The sequence below is a fragment of the Streptomyces winkii genome (assembly GCF_032248595.1).
GTDB lineage: Bacteria > Actinomycetota > Actinomycetes > Streptomycetales > Streptomycetaceae > Streptomyces > Streptomyces winkii.
In genome coordinates this window covers 488,327-506,508 of the sequence record NZ_JASTTH010000006.1, presented here as the reverse complement: position 1 = coordinate 506,508, position 18,182 = coordinate 488,327, and the positions used below count along the sequence as shown (strand labels likewise).

Here is an 18,182-nt window from a genome sequence, read left to right as displayed (position 1 = left end):
TCACAAAGACCGCACCCCTCCGCCGCAAAAAGAGGATTCGACAGATGGGCATCTCGCGGACCTTTCGCGTAATGAGCAGCGCAGCGCTGACAGGGGCCCTGCTGTTCGCTTCGGCACCGAACGCCGCAGCCGATCAGGTGAGAAACGACCAGTGGGCACTGAAGTCCCTTGATGCCGAGTCCATCTGGAGCACAACCAAGGGCAAGGGGCAGACCGTCGCCGTCGTCGACGACGGTGTCAACGCGAACCACCGCGACCTCAAGGGGAATGTCCTCAAGGGCAAGGACTTCATCGACGGTGGTTCCACGGCTCCGAAACAGGGCGACGACCACGGTACGGGCATCGCTTCGGTCATCGCCGGTCACGGCCATGGGCCGGGGAACGGCGACGGCGTCATGGGCCTGGCACCAGAGGCCAAGATCCTCCCCATCCGCGATCAGGGGTACCGCGACGACGGATACGCGTCGTCGATCCGCTACGCCGTCGACCACGGCGCTTCCGTGATCAACATCTCTCAGAAGCAGGACAAGCCCGAGGACGAACAAGCGGAGTCGGAGGCCATCGGCTACGCCCTGAAGCACGACGTCGTCATCGTCGGGGGGACCGGCAACGACGGGGGCGCTGTCGGATATCCGGCCGCCTATGCCGGAGTTGTGGCGGCAAGTGGCCTGAACAAGGACGGCACCTTCTGGGACGGGTCGAACCGCGGCAAGCAGACGCTGCTGAGCGCGCCGGCCGCGAAGATCGTCTCCTCCGGAGGGCCCAGCAACCTCAATGGATACGGCATCGGAGACGGCACCTCCGATGCCTGCGCCTACGTCTCCGCCGCTGCCGCGCTCGTCAAGGCGAAGTACCCCGATCTGACCGCAGGCCAGGTCGTCAACCGCCTGACCAAGACGGCGAAGATGCCCGCGTCCGAGAAGGGCGCGAAGCTCCCCGACGAGCGGTACGGATACGGTGCGATCCGGCCCCTCGCGGCGCTTCAGAAGGACATCCCCAAGGGGTCCAAGTACGGCCCGCTCTCCGTCCCTCAGGCTCTCAAGGACGACGCGAAGGCCGCCGAGAAGGAGCAGGAGTCGCAAGCGCTTCAGGAGCAGGCGGACCAGAAGTTCGTCATCATCTGGTCCGTCATCGGCGTCCTGGGTCTCCTCGTCGTCGGCGTCATCGTGCTTCTCGTCGTGAGGTCCCGCCGCAATAGGAACCGGAACAACGGCCCCGGCCCCGGAGGCCCCGGAGCCTCTGGCGGCTACGCGTACCCGCCCGGCCAGGGCCCCGGGTACGGGGTTCCTCCGCAGCAGCAGTCGATGCCGCCGCAGCAGTCGCCGTACAACTGACCGGATCCTTCGCGCTATCGCGGTCAGGCAACGTCGCCAGCGTTCGGGCTTCATCTTCGAGTTGTTGCGAAGTGCACCGCATGCCAAGACACCTACACCCGGCCTCCTTGTCCTCGGCAACGCCCCGTACCGCCAGCGGCCTGAAAACGTTGAGGTCGGGTGCCAATTGTGGATTTTTGAAGTCGCTTCTGCTCCAAGACGACATAGTCGAACGGTGTCTGAGCTGCACCGGATGGCTATGTATGGGCCAACTGCGCACCGCGGAGGGCTCGTTGCATACCCTGTGGGTGGGCACCTAGCGTTGCCCTTCCGACATCTTTCAACGCGACGCCATTAAACGGGGGCTGAGCTGTGAGTGCAGATTTCCGAATCGACATCCAGCGCGCAGAGCAGGTGCTGAACAAACTGGGCGAGTCCACCGAACGCATGCAGCAGGCAAGAACGCGTCTGAACAAGGTCGGGCCCAAGACACTGGGCACGGACGGTCTGGACGATGCCTGCGACACCTTCCAGTCGGAGTGGGAGGACGGGATCAAGCGCATCGAGGACGCGTCCAAGGACATCAAGGACCGTCTCAAGACCACCATTGACGCGTACAAGGCCGGCGACGAGGCGAACGCCAAGAGCTTCGGCAAGGGTTGAGGGGGGAAACAGCACATGTCATGGCGCAGCATGTTCATCGAGGACGACGGAAGCTGGCCCGGCCTGGGATTCAATCCGGCCAAGGGCGACACGGAAGCCCTTGGGCTCCTGGCCTCAGACGTCAAAGCTGTCGGTGAGGAGCTCGACGAGCTGCACGAACTCATCAAGAACGCCGGAGAGCAGGGCAGTTGGTGGGAGGGTGACGCTGCGGAGAGGTTCTCCAAGAAGCTCGGCGAGCTGCCCAAGTACCTTAAGCAGGGCACCGATTCAATGCAGGAGTGTGCGAAGGCCCTGCGTGGGTGGCAGACGAAGCTGGAGGCGTTCCAGAAGCAGGCCGAGAAGCTGGAGTCCGATGCGGTCGAGGCCCGCAAACGGGCCGATGAGAAGAACGCACACCACAAGGCTCTCTACGACAAGTATGAAGGGTCGTTCGGTGTGTCGATGGATGCGGAAAAGGCCGACAGCATCAACGCTCAGCTTGAGAATGCCCGACGGGACGCCATGGCAGCCAACGATCGCCTGGACGATCTGATCCGTGAGGGTGAACGCATCCACGCCAACTGGAAGGACCGCGCGGGCGACGCCGAACGCGCGATCCTGGAGGCATCGGAGAATCACCCACCGGACCTGGGTTTCTGGGACCGCATGGCCGACGGCCTCAAGGGCGCTTGGGACGGATTCAAGGACTGGCTCGTGGACAACGCGGACTTGCTGTCCAACATTTCTGCCGGCCTCGGTGCTGCTGCCTTGGCGCTGCAGTTCGTCCCTGTTGTCGGCAACATTGCGGGCGGTGTGCTGGCTGTGGCAGCGGGCGTGTGCGCAGCAGGAGCGATGGCAGGACATTGGATGGGCAACGCGCGGGGGAACGGGACCCCTGGCTGGAAGGTCGGTCTGGATGCCTTCGGCGTGCTGCCCGGCATAGGTGCAGCCGGAAAATTGATCAAGCCCGCGGCGAATGCTGGTGGGCGATTGGCGCAGTTCGCCAGGGTAGCCGGTGAGCGGACGCGTGATTCGTTCTCGCAGAGGTACCTCATCACCGGGCCGACGCAAAAAATACTCGGCCGCTTCGGGAAAGAGATGTCCGATGACGCCGTCAAGACGTTCAACGGAGTCTCGCAGATAACCATCAAGACCGGCTCTGTCGCGCACGGTGTATATGAGCGCATGACTGGCGGCAACGAATCTGCCACCGCAGCCAAGACACCCAGTGGCAGTAAGTTTCACGGCGCCCTGGCAAGCTGAGAGGCAGATACATGGCAACGAAATGGCAGAGTCCTTCGGCCGTTGGGAAGGTTGTTGCCTGGGCGGAGGAATTCTCTCAAGGAGAGCGCCTGACAGGCCTGTTCGCTGTTGCTGACGGACCTGACGCAGAAATTCAAATCTCCCGTTCAAGGCAGCCGGAGATTCTTGCCGGTCACGAAAGATCGGGTTCTGCGTTGAGGCGGGCGGTGACATGGCCCTTCAGGCTTCTTACGGGAACGTTGCCACCGACTTCGGACGTCAGGCTTCCCTCAAGCCCGGATGAGCGAGAAAGGCTTCGGCAGAACTCGACGTCTGCGCGCCCTAGTCATATAACGGCTGGTTGGCAGTTCGGGACCTGGGACAGCATGGGCGGAAAGCTGCTCGTCGCTACGCAACCGAAATCCAAGACACGGTTCATGGTGTTTCTCGCGGTGACAGAAAAGCGGCTAGTGATGTTCTACGTTCAAGATGCCTCTCGCACACAGAACTTTGCGAAGGTCGCGGAATCAGGATGGCAGCAAGACCGTTCTAACGTTCTGTGGACTCGGGATACGCGAAGGAAGTTGGATCGGGGCGGCTATCAGATCGGCTTCACTGATGGTTCCTGGATGACGCTCAACGGTCAACCGGCAGTTGGGTTTCCGGATTTCCCGGAAGTCTTCCCCGGGACTCTCCGCATCACCGATCCAATTCCCCCCTCCTGACACGCACGGAGATCTCTCATCATGTTCGAGGTACACAGGCGGAGTTGAGTCGTGAATCTCACCACCGAGGCTCGGCTCGGGTGGATCATGCCGTCCTTCATGCAGGATCTGCCGCTCGAAGCAGTCGACGAAGATGACCTGGTCGACAAGGTCTGCGATCTTTCGCGAACCATCTTGGAAAATCGGGATGATGACGACCAGGCCCAGTTTGCCGTAGTCCTTTTCCACCTCGTGGCGCAATTGGTGGAGGTGGCCAACGCGGTGTACGCGGGTATGGCCTTCCTGGACATCGACGGCAGACCGAGCATGGCAACTGTTCTTGTAAGTCGTAGTGCCCACGAGGCCTCGGACGAGCAGGAGGCTTGCGAAACCGCGGAGGCGGCACTGAGGAGTGCCTATCCGGACGACGACATTCGGACTGTGGAGCTTCCACGTGTCTGGGCAGTGACGCGAATAGCGGCCTCGCCTATTTCCATGCCGGCGGACCTGTCGCCGGACGGTACAACGCATATCGTTGCCAGAAATATCATCCAAGCGTATGTTCCGATCCCGTATGGCAAAGATTTTCTGGTGTTTGAACTGAGTACAACCTCACTCGAAGACTGGGATCTGTACTCTGAACTCTTCGCGGAGATCCTCCGAACCATTGATTGGACTACGGACGAAGAGATTGCTGAACAGCGGCGGTTGGCGGAAATCTCGGCTACTCCTCAGAAGCCTTCGATCAGCGAAGACATGACCGCAACCCTGCACTTGCAATCCAGTCGCGTTATGGATCTGCTGCAGTGTCACGGTCAGGTTCTTGAAGGCGGAGACGGAGTCAGTGCGATCGTATGCGATGAGTGTTGGAGCAAGGGACTCAGGGCAGCATGTGTGGCGGAGCACAGGTGGGGAATCAGCGTGTTGCCGGACGGGGATATTGAAGCTGTACTCGACCGAGTAGTGGATTCCGCAGCCGTCCAAAATGATGTGGATCAGGCCGGGGTTGATCAACCCACTCGAAAGCTCTCCTGGTCGGTGTGCGACGAAACTGGTGCGACCTTCCGGGTCGACGTTTCCGGCTGGATAGCAGAGTCGCGGATTGATGTGCGTGTCTCCTCCGCCTGTTGGCGCAGGAACGACACCAGGTTGTCGTCAGACTTCGGGTGAAGTAGCCGGTCAACGCTTACCGGGCGCGTCCGCGGCAGGAGGACCGATGCCGGCTCTCGGGAGGGCGGCCCGCTCGGAAAGGTTCCGAGGGGCCGTTTCCGGGGGCGTCTCGTCTACGGCCTGCGGACCTCGAACAGGAAGCAGCCGTACTCGACGGCTCGTACGTGTACGAGCTCCACGTCTGGCCGGGAGAACGCCTCTCCCAGCGCCCGGTCGAATCCCGCCCCGGCGTCCTCGGGGATCTCGAAGAGGCTGCCGCCGACGATGTGGCCCGTGGCGTTGTAGCGGCGGACGGTGCGCAGCGCTCCCGGCCGCGCGAAGGGGTAGCCCGGGGCGTCCCGCGGGCCGTCGCACTCCTCGGCGTGCACGAAGACCGGCCCCGACTCGTCGTAGGCGCCGGGTTCGGCCCCGGTCGCCGCGGCCCAGCGTCGCAGCGGCGCGTACGAGACGAGCGCGACCCGCTCACCGGGCTCGATGGGCCGCAGGCAGCAACGCAGGGGACTGCCCACGCAGTTGATCGGAACGCCGTCCTCGCGGGCGGTGTACGGGGCGAGGGGCCGCCCGGCGTCGTCCGTGTCCCGGAGTTCCTTGAGAACGGAGGGAGGGATGGGGGGGGTGTGTATGCAGTCATGGAGCCAGAGTGCGCGGACGGCCCGCGGGGCTGCTGGCGGGAATCGGACCCGTAGACCGGCGGTGTTGAAGGGCCGGCGACGGCAGGGAGCTGAGCGGAGCCGGGGCGGAGTCGGGCTTCGCCGTGCGGGTGGCTGCCGCAGCACGGCCGGCGCGGCATGGCTGCCGCACGGGTGACCGTCAGGTCACGATGTCCGGCTCGCCGGCTCCCCGCCCGCGCGCCACCGCCGCCACTCCGGGGCGAGCACCGACCAGACCTCCATGTCCCGCCGCCTGCCCCGGTACGGATAGCTCTCGCGCAGCACGCCGTCCCTCGTCATTCCGAGTCGGCGGGCCACGGCGATGCTGGGGGCGTTGTCCGCGGAGACCACCCATTCCACGCGGTGGATGCCGCGCTCCTCGACGGCCCAGTCGATGATCACGCGTGACGCCCTTGTGACCAGGCCCCTGCCGGCCGCCGCCGGCTCCAGCCAGCAGCCCGCCTCGGCGGTGCCCCGCGCGACGTCCATCGTGCGGAACAGGACTCCGCCGACCAGCGTGCCCTCCGCCGTCCAGATGCCGTGGATGCGCCCGGTGTCGGACGCGGTCTTCTCCGCGTACGACTGGAGGAACGAACGGCTGGACGCCAAGTCCGTTACGGCGTCGGGCAGTCCGATGTGCTGCCCGATGAACTCGCGGCCCCGGTCCATGTGGATGAGGAACTCCTCGGCCTGCCACGGTTCGAGCGGGCGCAGCTCCGCGCCGTCGTCGCCCAGCGGTACCGCGTACATCGTGCCTCCAGCGGCGGGATCGGTGACCTGACGGTCAGCGCACGGTGCGTGCGTCGGCCGGGCTCAGAAGTGGTCGGCCGGGCCCAGTGGTGGTCGGTCGGCTCAGAAGTGCTCGGTGAGTTCGCGGAAGCTGCGCAGGTGGAGGACCTGGTCGTCCGAGTGGTCGAGTTCGCCGTGTTCGAGGACCCAGGTGTGCTGGTTGGGGATGAAGACCGCGTTCATGCCGGCCTGGCGCGCGGGGAGGATGTCCGACTTCGGGGAGTTGCCGATCATCCAGCTCGTGGCGGGCGTCAGGCCGTGCGTCTCGATGAACCGGCGGTACGTCTCGTGGTTCTTCTCCGGGACGATGCCGATCTCCCGGAAGTGGTGCGCCAGCCGGGACATGTCGATCTTGCGCTGCTGTTCGTCCGGGTCGCCCTTGGTGAGCAGCAGGAGGTCGTGGCGGTCGCCGAGGGCGGTGAGCGTTTCGGCGACTCCCGGTATCAGCTCCACGCGGAGGTCGATGAGCGCCGCCGCCAACTTCTCGATCTCGTCGTGCTCTTGGGCCGTCGCGGGCCTGCTGCGCAGGCGCTCGACGCAGTCGGCGAGACTGCGCAGCAGCGACCGGGTGCCGTAGCCGTGGACGACGGTGTTCGCCTTCTCGATGTCGTCCAGTACGGCCCGGAGTTGGTGCCTGTCGAGGGTGGGATGGGCCAGCCAGTCGAGGAAGTCCTCGATGACGCGCTCGAAGAGGACGTTGTTCTCCCACAGCGTGTCGTCCGCGTCGAAGACGAGCACTTGGCGGTCGCGCCTCAACCTGGAACCTCCCCGAACGAGCCCGTGCGCACAGCCCGGACGGTAATCCGGGTGCCGTCGAGGCTGCCAGGGGTTTTCTCGGCGGGAGCGGGAGCGGGAGCGGGAGCGGGAGCAGAGCGGGGCCGGGTCCGGCGCCGGGCGTCGTGCGTCGATGTGCTCAGCTGCCGGAGCGGCGCTTCTCCTCGTCCTCCCGTGCGCGTCGCAGCTGCGTCTCGTGGTCGATCGTCCGCCGGGTCACGGAGCCCGAGGTGAAGAGGACCGCGCCGACCGTGGCCAGCGGTGTGGAGACCACCAGGGCGGAGACCGGGCCGGGCCAGTCGCGGGCGCCCGCGCAGTGCCGTTCCTCCGCCGTCTGCTGGAAGTCGGGGCTGTAGATGCCGCTCCGGTCGGAGAAGGCGGGCGCCGGGCAATCCACGTGCCAGGACTCCAGCGTGTACGGCGTGAACACCGTCCACGCGGAGTAGATCCAGGACACCGCGGCGAGCGCGAGGAGAACGGCACCCCAGCCCAGCTGCCGGGTGGCGCGGACACGGAAGTTCCGCTCGACGGCTGTCGGGTGCATCAACTCTCCCTGCGGCGCTGCGAGTCGGAAACGTACGGATTCGGATGTCGGGAGACTACGGGCGGTTGGCGCCGCGGCGAGATGAGCATGTCGTGCCTCGCGTCCTAGGGCAACCGCCGGGCCTGCCTGCTCCTCTGACACCGGGCCAGGCCCCGCACTGCTCCGCACCTGGCACCTGAGCCGGGCTCGGACCCGGCGTGTCCAAGTCCGAGTCCGAGCCCGAGTCCGGCTCACTGTGCGTGCCGTGCTCTCTCCGGACGGTCTAGGGCGATTCGGGGTACCCCTCCGACCAATAGCGGTGCCGGGAGTCGAGCACGCCGTTGCACTTGGCCTTGGAGACGCTGTAGCCCCCGACCCGCGGGCCCGCCTTCTCGTACAGGCCGCCCTCGAAATCGGTGCACTGAAGAATGATGCGGTGGGTGTACTGCGCCTGGTTCGGGCGGCAGTCGGAGTAGGCGGTCTGATCTCCGCTCGCGTACGCCCCGCAGAGCGAGGACACGGTCGCCGTTTGACCGGACGTCGGCTGGGCGGCATGCGTTGCCGCGCCGGCCGGCACCGCGATCCCGGCAACGAGCGCCCCGGCCACCGCTGCGGTGGCCAGGTGCTTGCGCAGTCTCATGATGGTCCCCTCGTGGTTCGGTTCGGTCGGTCGATGCGCCCACCGTGCGTGGGGCGGCCGAACCGGGTCCAGGGATGCCGTCCTTCGAGGGACACCGTGGGACGAGTGGTCGCTGACCTGCGGGGAAGCGAGGCGTGCTGACACGACGCGGGGACACCGAGGGACGGCCTTCCGGCCTCCGCCGCCCGCGCGAAAGCCACGCGCCGCCGCGCGAAGCCACACGGGCACCGCCCGCCCCGCGGCCCTCGTGCCCCCTCGAAGGCTCGAAGACCCCTGTTCACGGCTCCGGTTCACGGCTGCGGTTCACGGCGCCGGTTAACGTCCGCTAACGTACCGGGAGTCGGTGTCCGCGACCGGGATCAGGGCCGGGGGCGAGCCGGGCACGGCCGGCGAACGAGCGGGCCGGTGCGGAGCCGGAACGAGTGAGGGAGAGACGACGCTCATGACCGAGGCCCGTGCCGATGCCGATGCCGATGCCGATGCCGATTCCGGTGCCGCCAGGCTGGAGGTGACGTACCGCGGGACGGTCTACCCCTGGCACTGCGACCAGATGGGGCACATGAACGTCATGTGGTACGTCGGGAAGTTCGACGAGGCCACCTGGCAGCTCTTCGCGACCTTCGGCATCACGCCCGAGTATCTGCGCACCAGCGGGCGCGGCATGGTCGCCGTCGACCAACGGATCTCGTACCGGCGGGAGTTGATGGCCGGAGACATCGTGCTGGTGCGTTCCGCGCTGCTGGAGGTGCGGGAGAAGGTGATCCGCTTCTGCCACCGCATGGAGAACGCCGCGACCGGTGAGGTGGCCGCCCTCACGGTGCTGACGGGGGTCCACTTCGACACGGCGGTACGGGGCTCCTGCCCGTTCCCGGAGGAGCAACTGACCCGTGCGCGGGCCCTGTTGAGCGACTACGACCCGGGGATCTGACGGGGTCTGACCTCCCGGCGGGAGCATCACCGGCGGCGCTTGAGGATCTCCGCCAGCCGGAGGGCGCCGGGCTCGTCCGTACTCTCCGCCGCGTCGAGCCAGTCGGCGGCCAGCCGCGCGCACGCCTCCGCCTGCGACGGCGTGAGGACGGGCCGTCCGCCGGGCGGTTCGAGCAGGGCCGCCATGACGTCCTCGGCGTACGGGCGCGAGGAGTGCGCGCCGAGCCAGCTCATCGCCCGGTTGACGGTCTCGCCGCCGGGTCCGGCCTTCAGGTCCGTCCGGGAGAGGAGTGCGCGGAGCAGCCTTCCCTCGACGGAGTCGGCGTAGCGGTCGCTGCGCAGCCGCTCCAGAGCCAGGTCCACCAGGGCGCCGGCCTCGTCCGTACGGACGTCCTCGCGCTCCAGGGCCCCGGCCAGCAGCCGTACGGCGCCGATGCTCTCCTCGGAACGGGCCTCCGCCAGCACGTGCCGGGCGATACGGGTGCCCAGGTCGCCGGGCAGCGGGTCCTCGCGGCACAGGGCACGCAGACGCTGTCTCGACAGGGCCGCGTGGCCGTCGTCGGCGCAGTCGAGGACGCGTCCCACGAGCCGGCTCCGCTGCGGTTCCCGCCCGGCCAAGTGGCGGTCGAGCAAAGGGTCCAGGACCCACTGTGCGCTGCGCGTGCCGTGGTGGACGTCCAGCCAGTCGAGGGCGTGCTCGACGGCGTCGGAGGCGGAGTCCGCGTCCAGGCCGGGGCAGGTCAGCAGCGGTCCGAGCACGAACGACGCGGTGGTGTCGGTGCGGTTGGAGGCCGGCTTCAGCCAGGCCAGGGCGTGCGGAGCCCCGCGCACGCCGCCGTTCCGGTGCTTGAGCAAGGGGCGCAGTACGAAGCGTGCCACCGGTGAAGTGCCGTGCGTGGCAAGCCAGTCGAGCCCGGCGCCGACCGCGGGATCGACCGGTTCCCGGTCACCGGCGCGGACGTCCGCCGGCTCGTCCGCCGGTTCGTCCAGCGAGATGTTCAGCGAGAGCAGCGGCTTGAGCACGAACGGGGCGTTCGGCGACTCGCCGTGGTTCCCGAGCCAGGCGAGGGCGTGGCGGGCGGCGTCCGCGGCATGCTTGCCCAGCGCGGGCTGGCTCAGCAGGGGATCGAGGACGAAGCTGGTCTCGTCCGAGCCGGTTCTGGGCTCGGCGTCGAGCCAGCGCATCGCGGCGGCGCAGTGCTCCCGGGCCCCGGGCAGCCCGCGGTACTTGAGCAGCGGCCCGAGGACCGATCTCGCCCACTCCTGCTTGCCGTGCGCTCCGGTACGCAGCCAGACGAGGGCCGCTTCGGCGGCCTGCTTCGCCGGTTCGCGGAGCAGGCCCGGCTTCTCCAGCACGGCCCGGAGCACGAAGTGCGCGTCGTCGCGGGTGCGGTGGGCGTCGAGCCACTCCAGGGCATGGCGCACGGCCTGGTCCGTACGGCCCTCGGTCGCCTCTGTGCTGCCCTCGGCCGCGTCCGTACCGTCATCGGTGCCATCCGTGGGGCCCGCGGCTGCCCCGTCCTCGTCGGGAGGGCAGCGCTGGAGCATGGGGAGGAGCGGCTGGAGCACATACGTCGCGTCCTGGTCCGTGCCGTGCTTCGCGAGCCAGCCGACCGCCAGGTCGGCGGCCAGGCCGGCGCGGCTCCCCCGCAGGTCCTGGCGGCCGAGCAGGCGGCGCAGCACGAAGGAGGCGACGGGCGAAGGGCCTTGCGCGGTCAGCCAGTTGAGGGCCCGGTCGGTCACCTGGGTCGACTGCTTCTCGTCCAGGTCCTCCCGTACGAGCAGCTCCGCGAGGACGAAGGAGGCCACGTCCGCGCTCCTGTGGCGCTTGAGCCAGGCGACGGCGAGCGCGTACGCCTCGTCGGGCCGGCCGGGTTCCGGTGCGCCGCGGCGCAGGAGCGGGCGCAGCACATGGGCCGTGGGCGGGGCGCCCAGATGCCGGGAGGCCACGGTGAGGGCGATGCCGACGGCCCGTTCGGCGACGTCCGGGTCGAGGTCGTCCCGCGCGAGCAGTGCGCTGATCAGCGGCCTGCCGTCCCAGGTGAGGCCGTGGGTCTCGAACCACTCCACGGCCCGCAGCGCGGCGGTCGACCGCTGCTCCGCGGCCAGGCCCGTCGCCCGCAGCAGGGCTTCCAGCACGGACCGGGTCTCGCGCCTTCGAGCGGGGTGCTGCGCCTGCCAGTCGAGGGCGGCTGCGGCGAGGCGCTCGGGGACGGCGTCGGAGGTGTTCCGTACGGCGTGCGCGAACAGCGTGTGCGCGAGGTGCGGTGCCTCGGTCTCCGCCCTGCGCAGCCAGGGTTCGACGAGCCGGTCCCAGGACAGTACGACGCCGGACTGCCACGGCGGTCCCGAGAGCAGGGTCAGCAGCGTGCGGGCGCTCTCGGCGAGGTCCGTCTCGGCGGCGAGGCGGGCTTCGAGGCAGCCGTCGCGGAGGCCGTCGCCCCGGCCTTCACCGGGGCTCCCGTCGCCCGGGCTTGGGGACGCGAGCCAGTCCTCGCAGGTCTGCCGCACCTCGTCCCGCGTCATCGGGTCGAGGTCGGCGCTCCACCGGCGCACATGGTCGGCGGCGAGGCGGAACGTACGGGTGGTGGCGAGGAAGGCGGAGAACATTCTCTCGGCGACCACGCCCTCCAGCTGCAACGGGTCGGGCAGCAGCGCCTGTTGGAGAAGCTCGTCGGCCACGAAGTCGTGTACGACGTCGAGTTCGCCGTCGACGGTGCCGTCCGAGGAGAGCAGCCAGCCCAGCTTCAGCAGGCGCCCGACGACACCGACCGGCTTGACCATGAACTCCCGGTCGTCGTGGCGTTCGAGGAACGAGCCGACCGCCCGCTTCACCTCCGGCCCGTCCTGGGTGCACGAGGCGGCCGCGACGGCGGACGCCAGCAGACTCGTCTGCCGGTGCTTGAAGTCCTCGCCCGTGCGCTGCTGCAACCAGCGGGACAGGCCGCGGTCGTTGCGCAGCCCGGGAAGACTCAGCGCGTCGTCCACGCCGTCGCGCACGTGCGACTCGATCGCCTTGGCGATCAGCAGAGCGAGGACGGGACGGCTCCCGCACACCTCGGCGATCTGCGTTATGCCGTACTCTGCGACGGCCTCCGGGGCGGCCTTGGCGACGATGCCCTCGGCCACGTCGTCCTGGAACTTCTTGTCCTGGCAGACGTCCACGCGGTCGAAGAAGTGGAGCTGGCCGCGGCGTTGGAGGCTCTGCACGCTCCCGGGGCGGGCGGAGGCGATGCAGGCGACCCTGACCGACGCGGCGGTGGGCAGCTCCTCCAGCTTCTGGCCGAACTCGGCAAGGCCGAGCTGCGAGTAGCTGTCCAGATAGTCCAGCACCAGCAGCACGGGCTTCCCCCGCGCGGACAGGCTGCCCACCGTGGCCGCCAACTGCTCTGCGGGGACGGGGGTGTCCGCCCCGATGTGCAGTACGAACCACCCCTTCCTCTCGGCACGGGCCGCCACCTCGAAGCAGGTGCGGGTCTTGCCCGTCCCGGCCACGCCCACCAGCAGCACGCCCAGGGAGTCGTACTTCGCTCCCGGCGCCGCCGCCGCGGACAGCCGCTCGAGGATGCGGTCGGGTTCGGCCTTGTGCTTGTCGCCGGGGCTGACGAAGCGGATCTGGCTGTCCGTGAGGTACTTGTCCCGGATCGCGGACCGTGCGAGTTCCTGCCTGTGCGTGCGGACGCCCTCGGGCAGCCGGAGGCTCACGTCCGGCAGGTCGTCGGGGTGCAGGCTTTCGCAGCCCAACAGGGAGGCGAGGTAGTCGAGTTCGGCGGTGGTGAGGTGGTCCGGCAGGCGGTCGATCCTGGCCGCGGCGAGCCGGCCCCCGTCGGCGCGGTGATGGTTGACGACGACGCCGATGATCCTTCCCGCGGAGATCACCGCGGCACCGGACATGCCCTCCCACGGCTCGTACGAGGGCGAGTCGTCCGCCGTGTGCGCAGCGTGGGGCTCCTCGGCGTCTTCGCGGGGGCGAGGGTCCGCCGTGGAGGAGGGCGGGCTGCTCATCCGCAGATCGAGGGTGCCCTCTCGCCGGTTGGAGAACGGCGCGCAGCGGGCGAAGCCGTGCTCCGAGTCGCGGTACCGGGAGTCCCGGAGCTTGAAGAGAGGGAAGCCGGCGACCGTGCAGTCGATCTCCTCGGTGCCCTCGCCCGCCTTGCCGAACGAGGCGCGGACGTCCGTCTGTTCGGGCTCGTACGGCCCGTCCGCCCCCTCGTGCGCTCCCCGCGGGTCGAATTCGAGTACGGCGATGTCGGCGTCCGTGTTGCTCCATGCCACCGTGGCCGGGTATTTGCGCTCCGCCGGGCGGTCGGCGTCGAACCGCACCTGGACCCCGGACTCTCCCTTGAGCGCGTGCGCAGCCGTCAGCACCTTGCCGGGCGCGACGAGATAGCCCGACGCCCGCTCCTCGCCGCGGCAGGGCATGTCCACGATGACCTCGACGACGTGACGCCTCAGCTCTCCGGCAAAGCCGCTCACGCCTGCGTCAGCGCTCGCCGTCGACCGCGGGGCCGGAGATCCGCGGGGAGTGCGCCGAACCGTCGGGCCGCACCGTCTTCGGGTTGAGGGTCAGCGTGATCCGCTGGGTCTCGGAACGGGTGAACCTGCTGTCGCCGCCCGCGTCGACGACCCAGAAGCGGACCTTGCCGCTCCCCCCGGCCTCGCGGGTCGCCGCCACCGTCGCCTCGATCTCGACCGGCCCGACGTCGAACTGGAGGGTCTCGCCCGCCTCCGCGCCCTCCGCTGCCGCTGCCTTCAGTTCCGCTCGTAACTGCCGTACCAGTTCGGACAGTTCGATCGGTCGTTCCCCGTTGGACGCCATGCAGCCGATTCTATTGATCGGCGTAGAGCCAGTCGATGTGCCGGAAGTCGGCGGGGTCGCGGTCGCGGAAGAGGGTGTTGCGGAGGGTGCGGGCGAAGCCGTCCACGTGCCAGGTCTCGCCCCACACCCGCGCGGCCGACTGCACTTGGGCCGTACGGACCGTACGGGCGGCTTCGTACGCACGCAGGGCGCGCGGCCAGTCGCAGCCGCCCCCGGGCGAGGAGTGCCTCACGGTCTCGGCCGCCAGGCAGGCCGCGTCCTCCAGCGCCTGGCAGGCGCCCTGCGCGAGGTACTGGAGCATCGGATGGGCGGCGTCTCCCGTGAGGGCCAGGCGGCCGTCGACCCACCGTGGGATGGGCTCGCGGTCGTACATCGGCCAACGGCGGTCGCGCCACAGGGACTTCAGCCCCCGCCGGGCCTTCTCGCAGGCGCCGGCGAACGCCGCGTCCAGTTCGTCCGGGCCGCCCCAGTCGCTCTCGCCGCGGCGGAAGCCGGGGGAGGCGAAGACGGCGACGGTGTTGAAGATCTCCCCGGAGCGCAACGGATACTGCACCAGATGGCAGCCGGGGCCGACGTGGACGACGACGTCGCGCAGCGCGTCGGCGCCGAGCCCGTCGGCGACCTCGGCCACGGGGAACGCACCGCGGTAGGCGACGAAGCCGGACGGCACGGGCTCGTCGTCGCTCAGGCGGGCGCGCAGCCGGGAGCGCAACCCGTCGGCGGCCAGGGCCACTCGGGCGCGGTGGCGCCTGCCCCCCGCGTGGACGACCGCCGACTCCCCGTCGGTCTCGACGCGTTCGACGTCGTGGTCCGGCACGAGGGCGACTCCCGCGCGCTCGCACGCCGAGACGAGAATCCGGAGCAGATCGCTGCGGTGGATCAGCACATACGGCGCTCCGTAGCGCTCCTCGAAGCGCGCATCCAGGTCGAGACGGCTCAGCTCCGCGCCGTCGAGCATGTCGCGGAAGACCAACCGCCGTGGCAGGACGCCGAGTTCGACGACCTCGTCCAGAAGTCCCCAGTCACGCAGCACGCGGGTGGCGTTGGGGGCGAGTTGCAGGCCGGCGCCGATCTCCGTGAAGTCCGGGGCTCTCTCCAGCACCCGGACCGTGTGTCCGGCGGCGGCGAGGGCGCAGGCGTTGCCCAGCCCGGCGATTCCGCCGCCCGCGATGACGACGTCGGCGCCGGTGACGTCCGCGTCCGCGGGCGCGGCGGGGCGGCTCCGGGGCGTCGCGGCGCTCCCCGCGCTGCTCGCGTCGACTGCTGCTGCGTTCACGTTCGTCGTCCTTTGCGGAGGCTTCGGCTACAGCCACGGCCCGAGGGACGGCGCCCCGGCCGCGCGCCCGGTGAGCCACGCGGCGAGCCGTGCGGCCTCGCCGCCCGTGCTGCGCTTGCGTGCCGCGTCGGTCACGAGCGCGGTGTTGAGGTCTTCCGGCAGGTCCTCGAAGCGCGTACCGGCGTCCAAGTCGACCGTGTGGACGGCCACTTCGCGCGTACGCAGCCACAGGACCGAGCGTGCGGGCACGGTGCGTCCCTGCGCGGTGACGACCTCGTTGTCCCACGCCGCGCCCGGCAGCCCGTCCGCGGCGGCGGACAGGTCTCCGGCCGATGCGCGCACGAGCTCCCGCAGGCGGGGAGGCGGCAGGGCGGCGCCCTCCTCTATCTCCGATTCGCGCTGCCCCGTGCTCTCGTACATCAGGGTGCGTTCGCCGGTGCGGGCCCAGTGCAGCAGCCGCCGCAGCGCTTCGGCGTTGAAGTGCACGTGCGCGACGACGTGGGCGCGCGTCCAGCCGGGCAGGGCCGTGGCCTCGGCGAAGTCCTCGTCGGACAGGGCGTCGACGGTGGCCAGGAAGCGGGCCGTGTTCTCGTCCATCCAGCGTCGTACGTCTGCTGACCCGGTCAACGCTCGGCCCGCCGCGCGATGTTGTCGAGGCGTCCGATGCCGTCGATCTCGGTGACGAGGCGCGAGCCGTCGGTGAGATAGCGCTGCGGCTGCCGCGCGTGCCCGACGCCGCCGGGCGTGCCGGTGGCGATGACGTCGCCGGGGCGGAGCGTGAGGACGGTGGAGATGTAGCGCACCAACTCCACCGGCTTGAAGACCAGATCGGAGGTGTCGGCCTTCTGCATCGTCTCGTCGTCCACGGAGCACGTCATGGTGAGCGCGGGTGCGGTGCCGCCGGGCAGCTCGTCCGGCGTCACCAGCAACGGCCCGACGGGCGTGGTGTTCTCGAAGGTCTTGCCTTGCAGCCACTGCTTGGTGCGGTACTGCCAGTCGCGCATCGTGACGTCGTTGAGGACGGTGAAACCGGCGATCGCCCGCGCGGCCCGCTCGTCGTCGGCCCGGCGCACCGTCGCGCCGATGACGACCGCCAACTCGGCCTCCCAGTCCGTACGTTGCGACTCCTCGGCGAGTTCGATCGTGTCGCGGGCGCCGATGAGGGCGTCCGCGTACTTGGCGAACAGGGTGGGGTGCTCGGGAAGTTCGCGTCCCATCTCCAGGATGTGGTTGCGGTAGTTGAGCCCGACGCAGATCACCTTGCCGGGCCGGGGAACCACCGGTGCGAGGTCGCCGGGGTGGAGCGGCGGCCTCGTGCCGGCCGCCGGGGCGGCGGTGGCCGCGATGTCCAACCAGCCGTCCTGGGCGAGGAGTTCACCGACGTCGGCGAATCCGAGGCCGGTGCAGGCCCCGTCGTCGTCGACGCGTACGGCCTCGGTGCGGCGGTCCGCGGTGCGCAGGGTGGCGAGCTTCAACGCGCGGCTCCTTCCGCGGGGTCGCCGCCGGCTCCGGAAATGCCGTCGGCGGCGGTGAATTCGGGGGCCGTGTCTTCGGGGGTCCTGTCTTGGAGGGCCGTGTCGTCGGCGGTGGCTTCGATCTGGGTGCGGGACTGGTGGAGCCGGTCGAAGACGGGGGTGTCGCTGAACCGGAACAGGTCCAGCCCGTCGCCGCCGCCCGCGGCGATCTTCAGCGGCTGCCAGGACGGCACGACGAACAGATCGCCGTGCGAGACCGTCCACTCGCGCTCGCCGACGCGTACGGTGCCGCCGCCGTCGAAGACCTGGTAGACGGACGAGCCGACCTCACGGCGCGTGGCCGTCACGGCGCCCGGGCGCAGCCGGTGGAGCTCGGCGCGGATCGTGGGCATCACATCGCCGCCGGTGGTGGGGTTGGTGTACCGGACCGCGGCGTGTCCCGGTTCGAGGACGCCGGCGTATCCGTCCTTCTCCAGGGCGAGTTGGTCGTTCAGCGCACGGTCGGTGTGCTCCCAGCGGTACGCGGCGATGGGCGAGCTGGGCAGCGGTGTTCCAGCCGCCGAGACGGGTGTGAGCCCCGGGTGCGCCCACAGGTGCTCCGAGCGGGAGCGCCCGGGCGTGCCGCGGTCCTCGACCTCGTCCGGGCCGAACTCGAAGAACGTCGAACCGGTGTAGTGCGAGAGGGGGATGTCCAGGCCGTCGAGCCACGCCATCGGGGCGTCGCTCTGGTTGTGGTGCCCGTGGAAGTGCCAGCCCGGCGTGAGCAGGAAGTCGCCCCGGCGCATGGCCACCGGGTCGCCGTCGACGACCGTCCAGACGCCTTCGCCCTCGACGACGAAACGGAAGGCGTGCTGCGTGTGCCGGTGCACGGGCGCGTCCTCGCGCGGCCCGAGGTACTGGATCGCGGCCCACAGAGTGGGAGTCGCGAACGGGGCGCCGCCCAGGCCGGGGTTGGCCAGCGCGATGGCGCGGCGCTCGCCGCCACGCCCGACGGGCACGAGCCGCCCCGCCCGCTCGGCCAGCGGCAGCAGGTTCCGCCACCGCCAAGTGTGGGGCAGGGCACGGGAGTCGGGCTGCTGCGGCATCAGATCGCCGATCTCGGTCCACAGCGGCACGAGCAGCTCGGACTCGAACCCCCTGTAGAGCTCCTCCAGTTGGGGGGTGCGTTCCGGCTGGCCGGGACCGTCGGAGGCGGTGATGCGCACCGGCGCGGTGGTCATTTCCGGGCTCCTTCGCTT

16 protein-coding genes and 1 pseudogene are annotated in these 18,182 nt (G+C 69.4%); 6 read left to right on the top strand and 11 right to left on the bottom strand.

What is annotated here, in order from left to right:
• The first annotated feature begins 71 nt into the window (after positions 1–71).
• From QQM67_RS21105 to QQM67_RS21085, 5 genes are all read left to right on the top strand, one after another.
• Positions 72–1,334: a S8 family serine peptidase gene (locus QQM67_RS21105; RefSeq protein WP_314175540.1), complete on the top strand. Its 1,263-nt coding sequence runs from the start codon at positions 72–74 to the stop codon at positions 1,332–1,334.
• Positions 1,335–1,685: 351 nt separating this feature from the next.
• Complete coding sequence (locus QQM67_RS21100; RefSeq protein WP_314175538.1) at positions 1,686–1,976, top strand: WXG100 family type VII secretion target; 291 nt, start codon at positions 1,686–1,688, stop codon at positions 1,974–1,976.
• Between the two features lie 30 nt (positions 1,977–2,006).
• Positions 2,007–3,218 carry a putative T7SS-secreted protein gene (locus tag QQM67_RS21095; RefSeq protein ID WP_314175537.1) on the top strand — a complete coding sequence of 404 codons (1,212 nt, stop codon included), beginning with the start codon at positions 2,007–2,009 and terminating at the stop codon, positions 3,216–3,218.
• 365 nt (positions 3,219–3,583) lie between these two features.
• Positions 3,584–3,922 carry a hypothetical protein gene (locus QQM67_RS21090; protein WP_314175536.1) on the top strand — a complete coding sequence of 113 codons (339 nt, stop codon included), beginning with the start codon at positions 3,584–3,586 and terminating at the stop codon, positions 3,920–3,922.
• A 51-nt stretch (positions 3,923–3,973) separates the two neighbouring features.
• Complete coding sequence (locus QQM67_RS21085) at positions 3,974–5,071, top strand: hypothetical protein (protein WP_314175534.1); 1,098 nt, start codon at positions 3,974–3,976, stop codon at positions 5,069–5,071.
• Positions 5,072–5,184: 113 nt separating this feature from the next.
• On the opposite strand, the pseudogene QQM67_RS21080 reads toward QQM67_RS21085, so the two are convergent.
• The 5 genes and pseudogenes from QQM67_RS21080 to QQM67_RS21060 all read right to left on the bottom strand — a co-directional run bounded on the left by QQM67_RS21080 (position 5,185) and on the right by QQM67_RS21060 (position 8,447).
• Positions 5,185–5,702: pseudogene (locus tag QQM67_RS21080) on the bottom strand (DUF1203 domain-containing protein).
• Positions 5,703–5,886: 184 nt separating this feature from the next.
• Positions 5,887–6,471 carry a GNAT family N-acetyltransferase gene (locus tag QQM67_RS21075; protein WP_314175533.1) on the bottom strand — a complete coding sequence of 195 codons (585 nt, stop codon included), beginning with the start codon at positions 6,469–6,471 and terminating at the stop codon, positions 5,887–5,889.
• Between the two features lie 102 nt (positions 6,472–6,573).
• Positions 6,574–7,266 carry an HAD family hydrolase gene (locus tag QQM67_RS21070; RefSeq protein ID WP_314175532.1) on the bottom strand — a complete coding sequence of 231 codons (693 nt, stop codon included), beginning with the start codon at positions 7,264–7,266 and terminating at the stop codon, positions 6,574–6,576.
• A gap of 157 nt (positions 7,267–7,423) precedes the next feature.
• On the bottom strand, positions 7,424–7,828 hold the full coding sequence (locus tag QQM67_RS21065) for a hypothetical protein (RefSeq protein WP_314175531.1): 405 nt from the start codon (positions 7,826–7,828) through the stop codon (positions 7,424–7,426).
• A gap of 262 nt (positions 7,829–8,090) precedes the next feature.
• Positions 8,091–8,447, bottom strand: coding sequence for a hypothetical protein (locus QQM67_RS21060; protein ID WP_314175530.1), 357 nt, complete (start codon positions 8,445–8,447; stop codon positions 8,091–8,093).
• Positions 8,448–8,889: 442 nt separating this feature from the next.
• Between QQM67_RS21060 and QQM67_RS21055 the strand changes: the two genes are divergently transcribed.
• Positions 8,890–9,375 carry an acyl-CoA thioesterase gene (locus QQM67_RS21055; protein ID WP_314175529.1) on the top strand — a complete coding sequence of 162 codons (486 nt, stop codon included), beginning with the start codon at positions 8,890–8,892 and terminating at the stop codon, positions 9,373–9,375.
• Positions 9,376–9,401: 26 nt separating this feature from the next.
• Here the strand turns inward: QQM67_RS21055 and QQM67_RS21050 are convergent, their stop codons facing one another.
• Genes QQM67_RS21050 through QQM67_RS21025 form a run of 6 tightly spaced genes read right to left on the bottom strand, consistent with a single transcriptional unit; the run spans position 9,402 to position 18,164 of the window.
• Positions 9,402–13,850: a trypsin-like peptidase domain-containing protein gene (locus QQM67_RS21050; RefSeq protein WP_314175528.1), complete on the bottom strand. Its 4,449-nt coding sequence runs from the start codon at positions 13,848–13,850 to the stop codon at positions 9,402–9,404.
• Positions 13,851–13,857: 7 nt separating this feature from the next.
• Positions 13,858–14,193: a trypco2 family protein gene (locus QQM67_RS21045; RefSeq protein WP_314175527.1), complete on the bottom strand. Its 336-nt coding sequence runs from the start codon at positions 14,191–14,193 to the stop codon at positions 13,858–13,860.
• Between the two features lie 10 nt (positions 14,194–14,203).
• On the bottom strand, positions 14,204–15,469 hold the full coding sequence (locus QQM67_RS21040) for an FAD-dependent monooxygenase (protein WP_314175526.1): 1,266 nt from the start codon (positions 15,467–15,469) through the stop codon (positions 14,204–14,206).
• A 27-nt stretch (positions 15,470–15,496) separates the two neighbouring features.
• Positions 15,497–16,066: a maleylpyruvate isomerase N-terminal domain-containing protein gene (locus QQM67_RS21035; RefSeq protein WP_314175525.1), complete on the bottom strand. Its 570-nt coding sequence runs from the start codon at positions 16,064–16,066 to the stop codon at positions 15,497–15,499.
• Between the two features lie 26 nt (positions 16,067–16,092).
• Positions 16,093–16,944: a fumarylacetoacetate hydrolase family protein gene (locus QQM67_RS21030; protein WP_314175524.1), complete on the bottom strand. Its 852-nt coding sequence runs from the start codon at positions 16,942–16,944 to the stop codon at positions 16,093–16,095.
• Positions 16,941–18,164 (bottom strand): cupin domain-containing protein, encoded by a 1,224-nt coding sequence (locus tag QQM67_RS21025; RefSeq protein ID WP_314175523.1) that lies wholly within the window; start codon positions 18,162–18,164, stop codon positions 16,941–16,943. Before QQM67_RS21025 ends, QQM67_RS21030 begins: the two co-directional genes overlap by 4 nt.
• Positions 18,165–18,182: the final 18 nt, after the last annotated feature.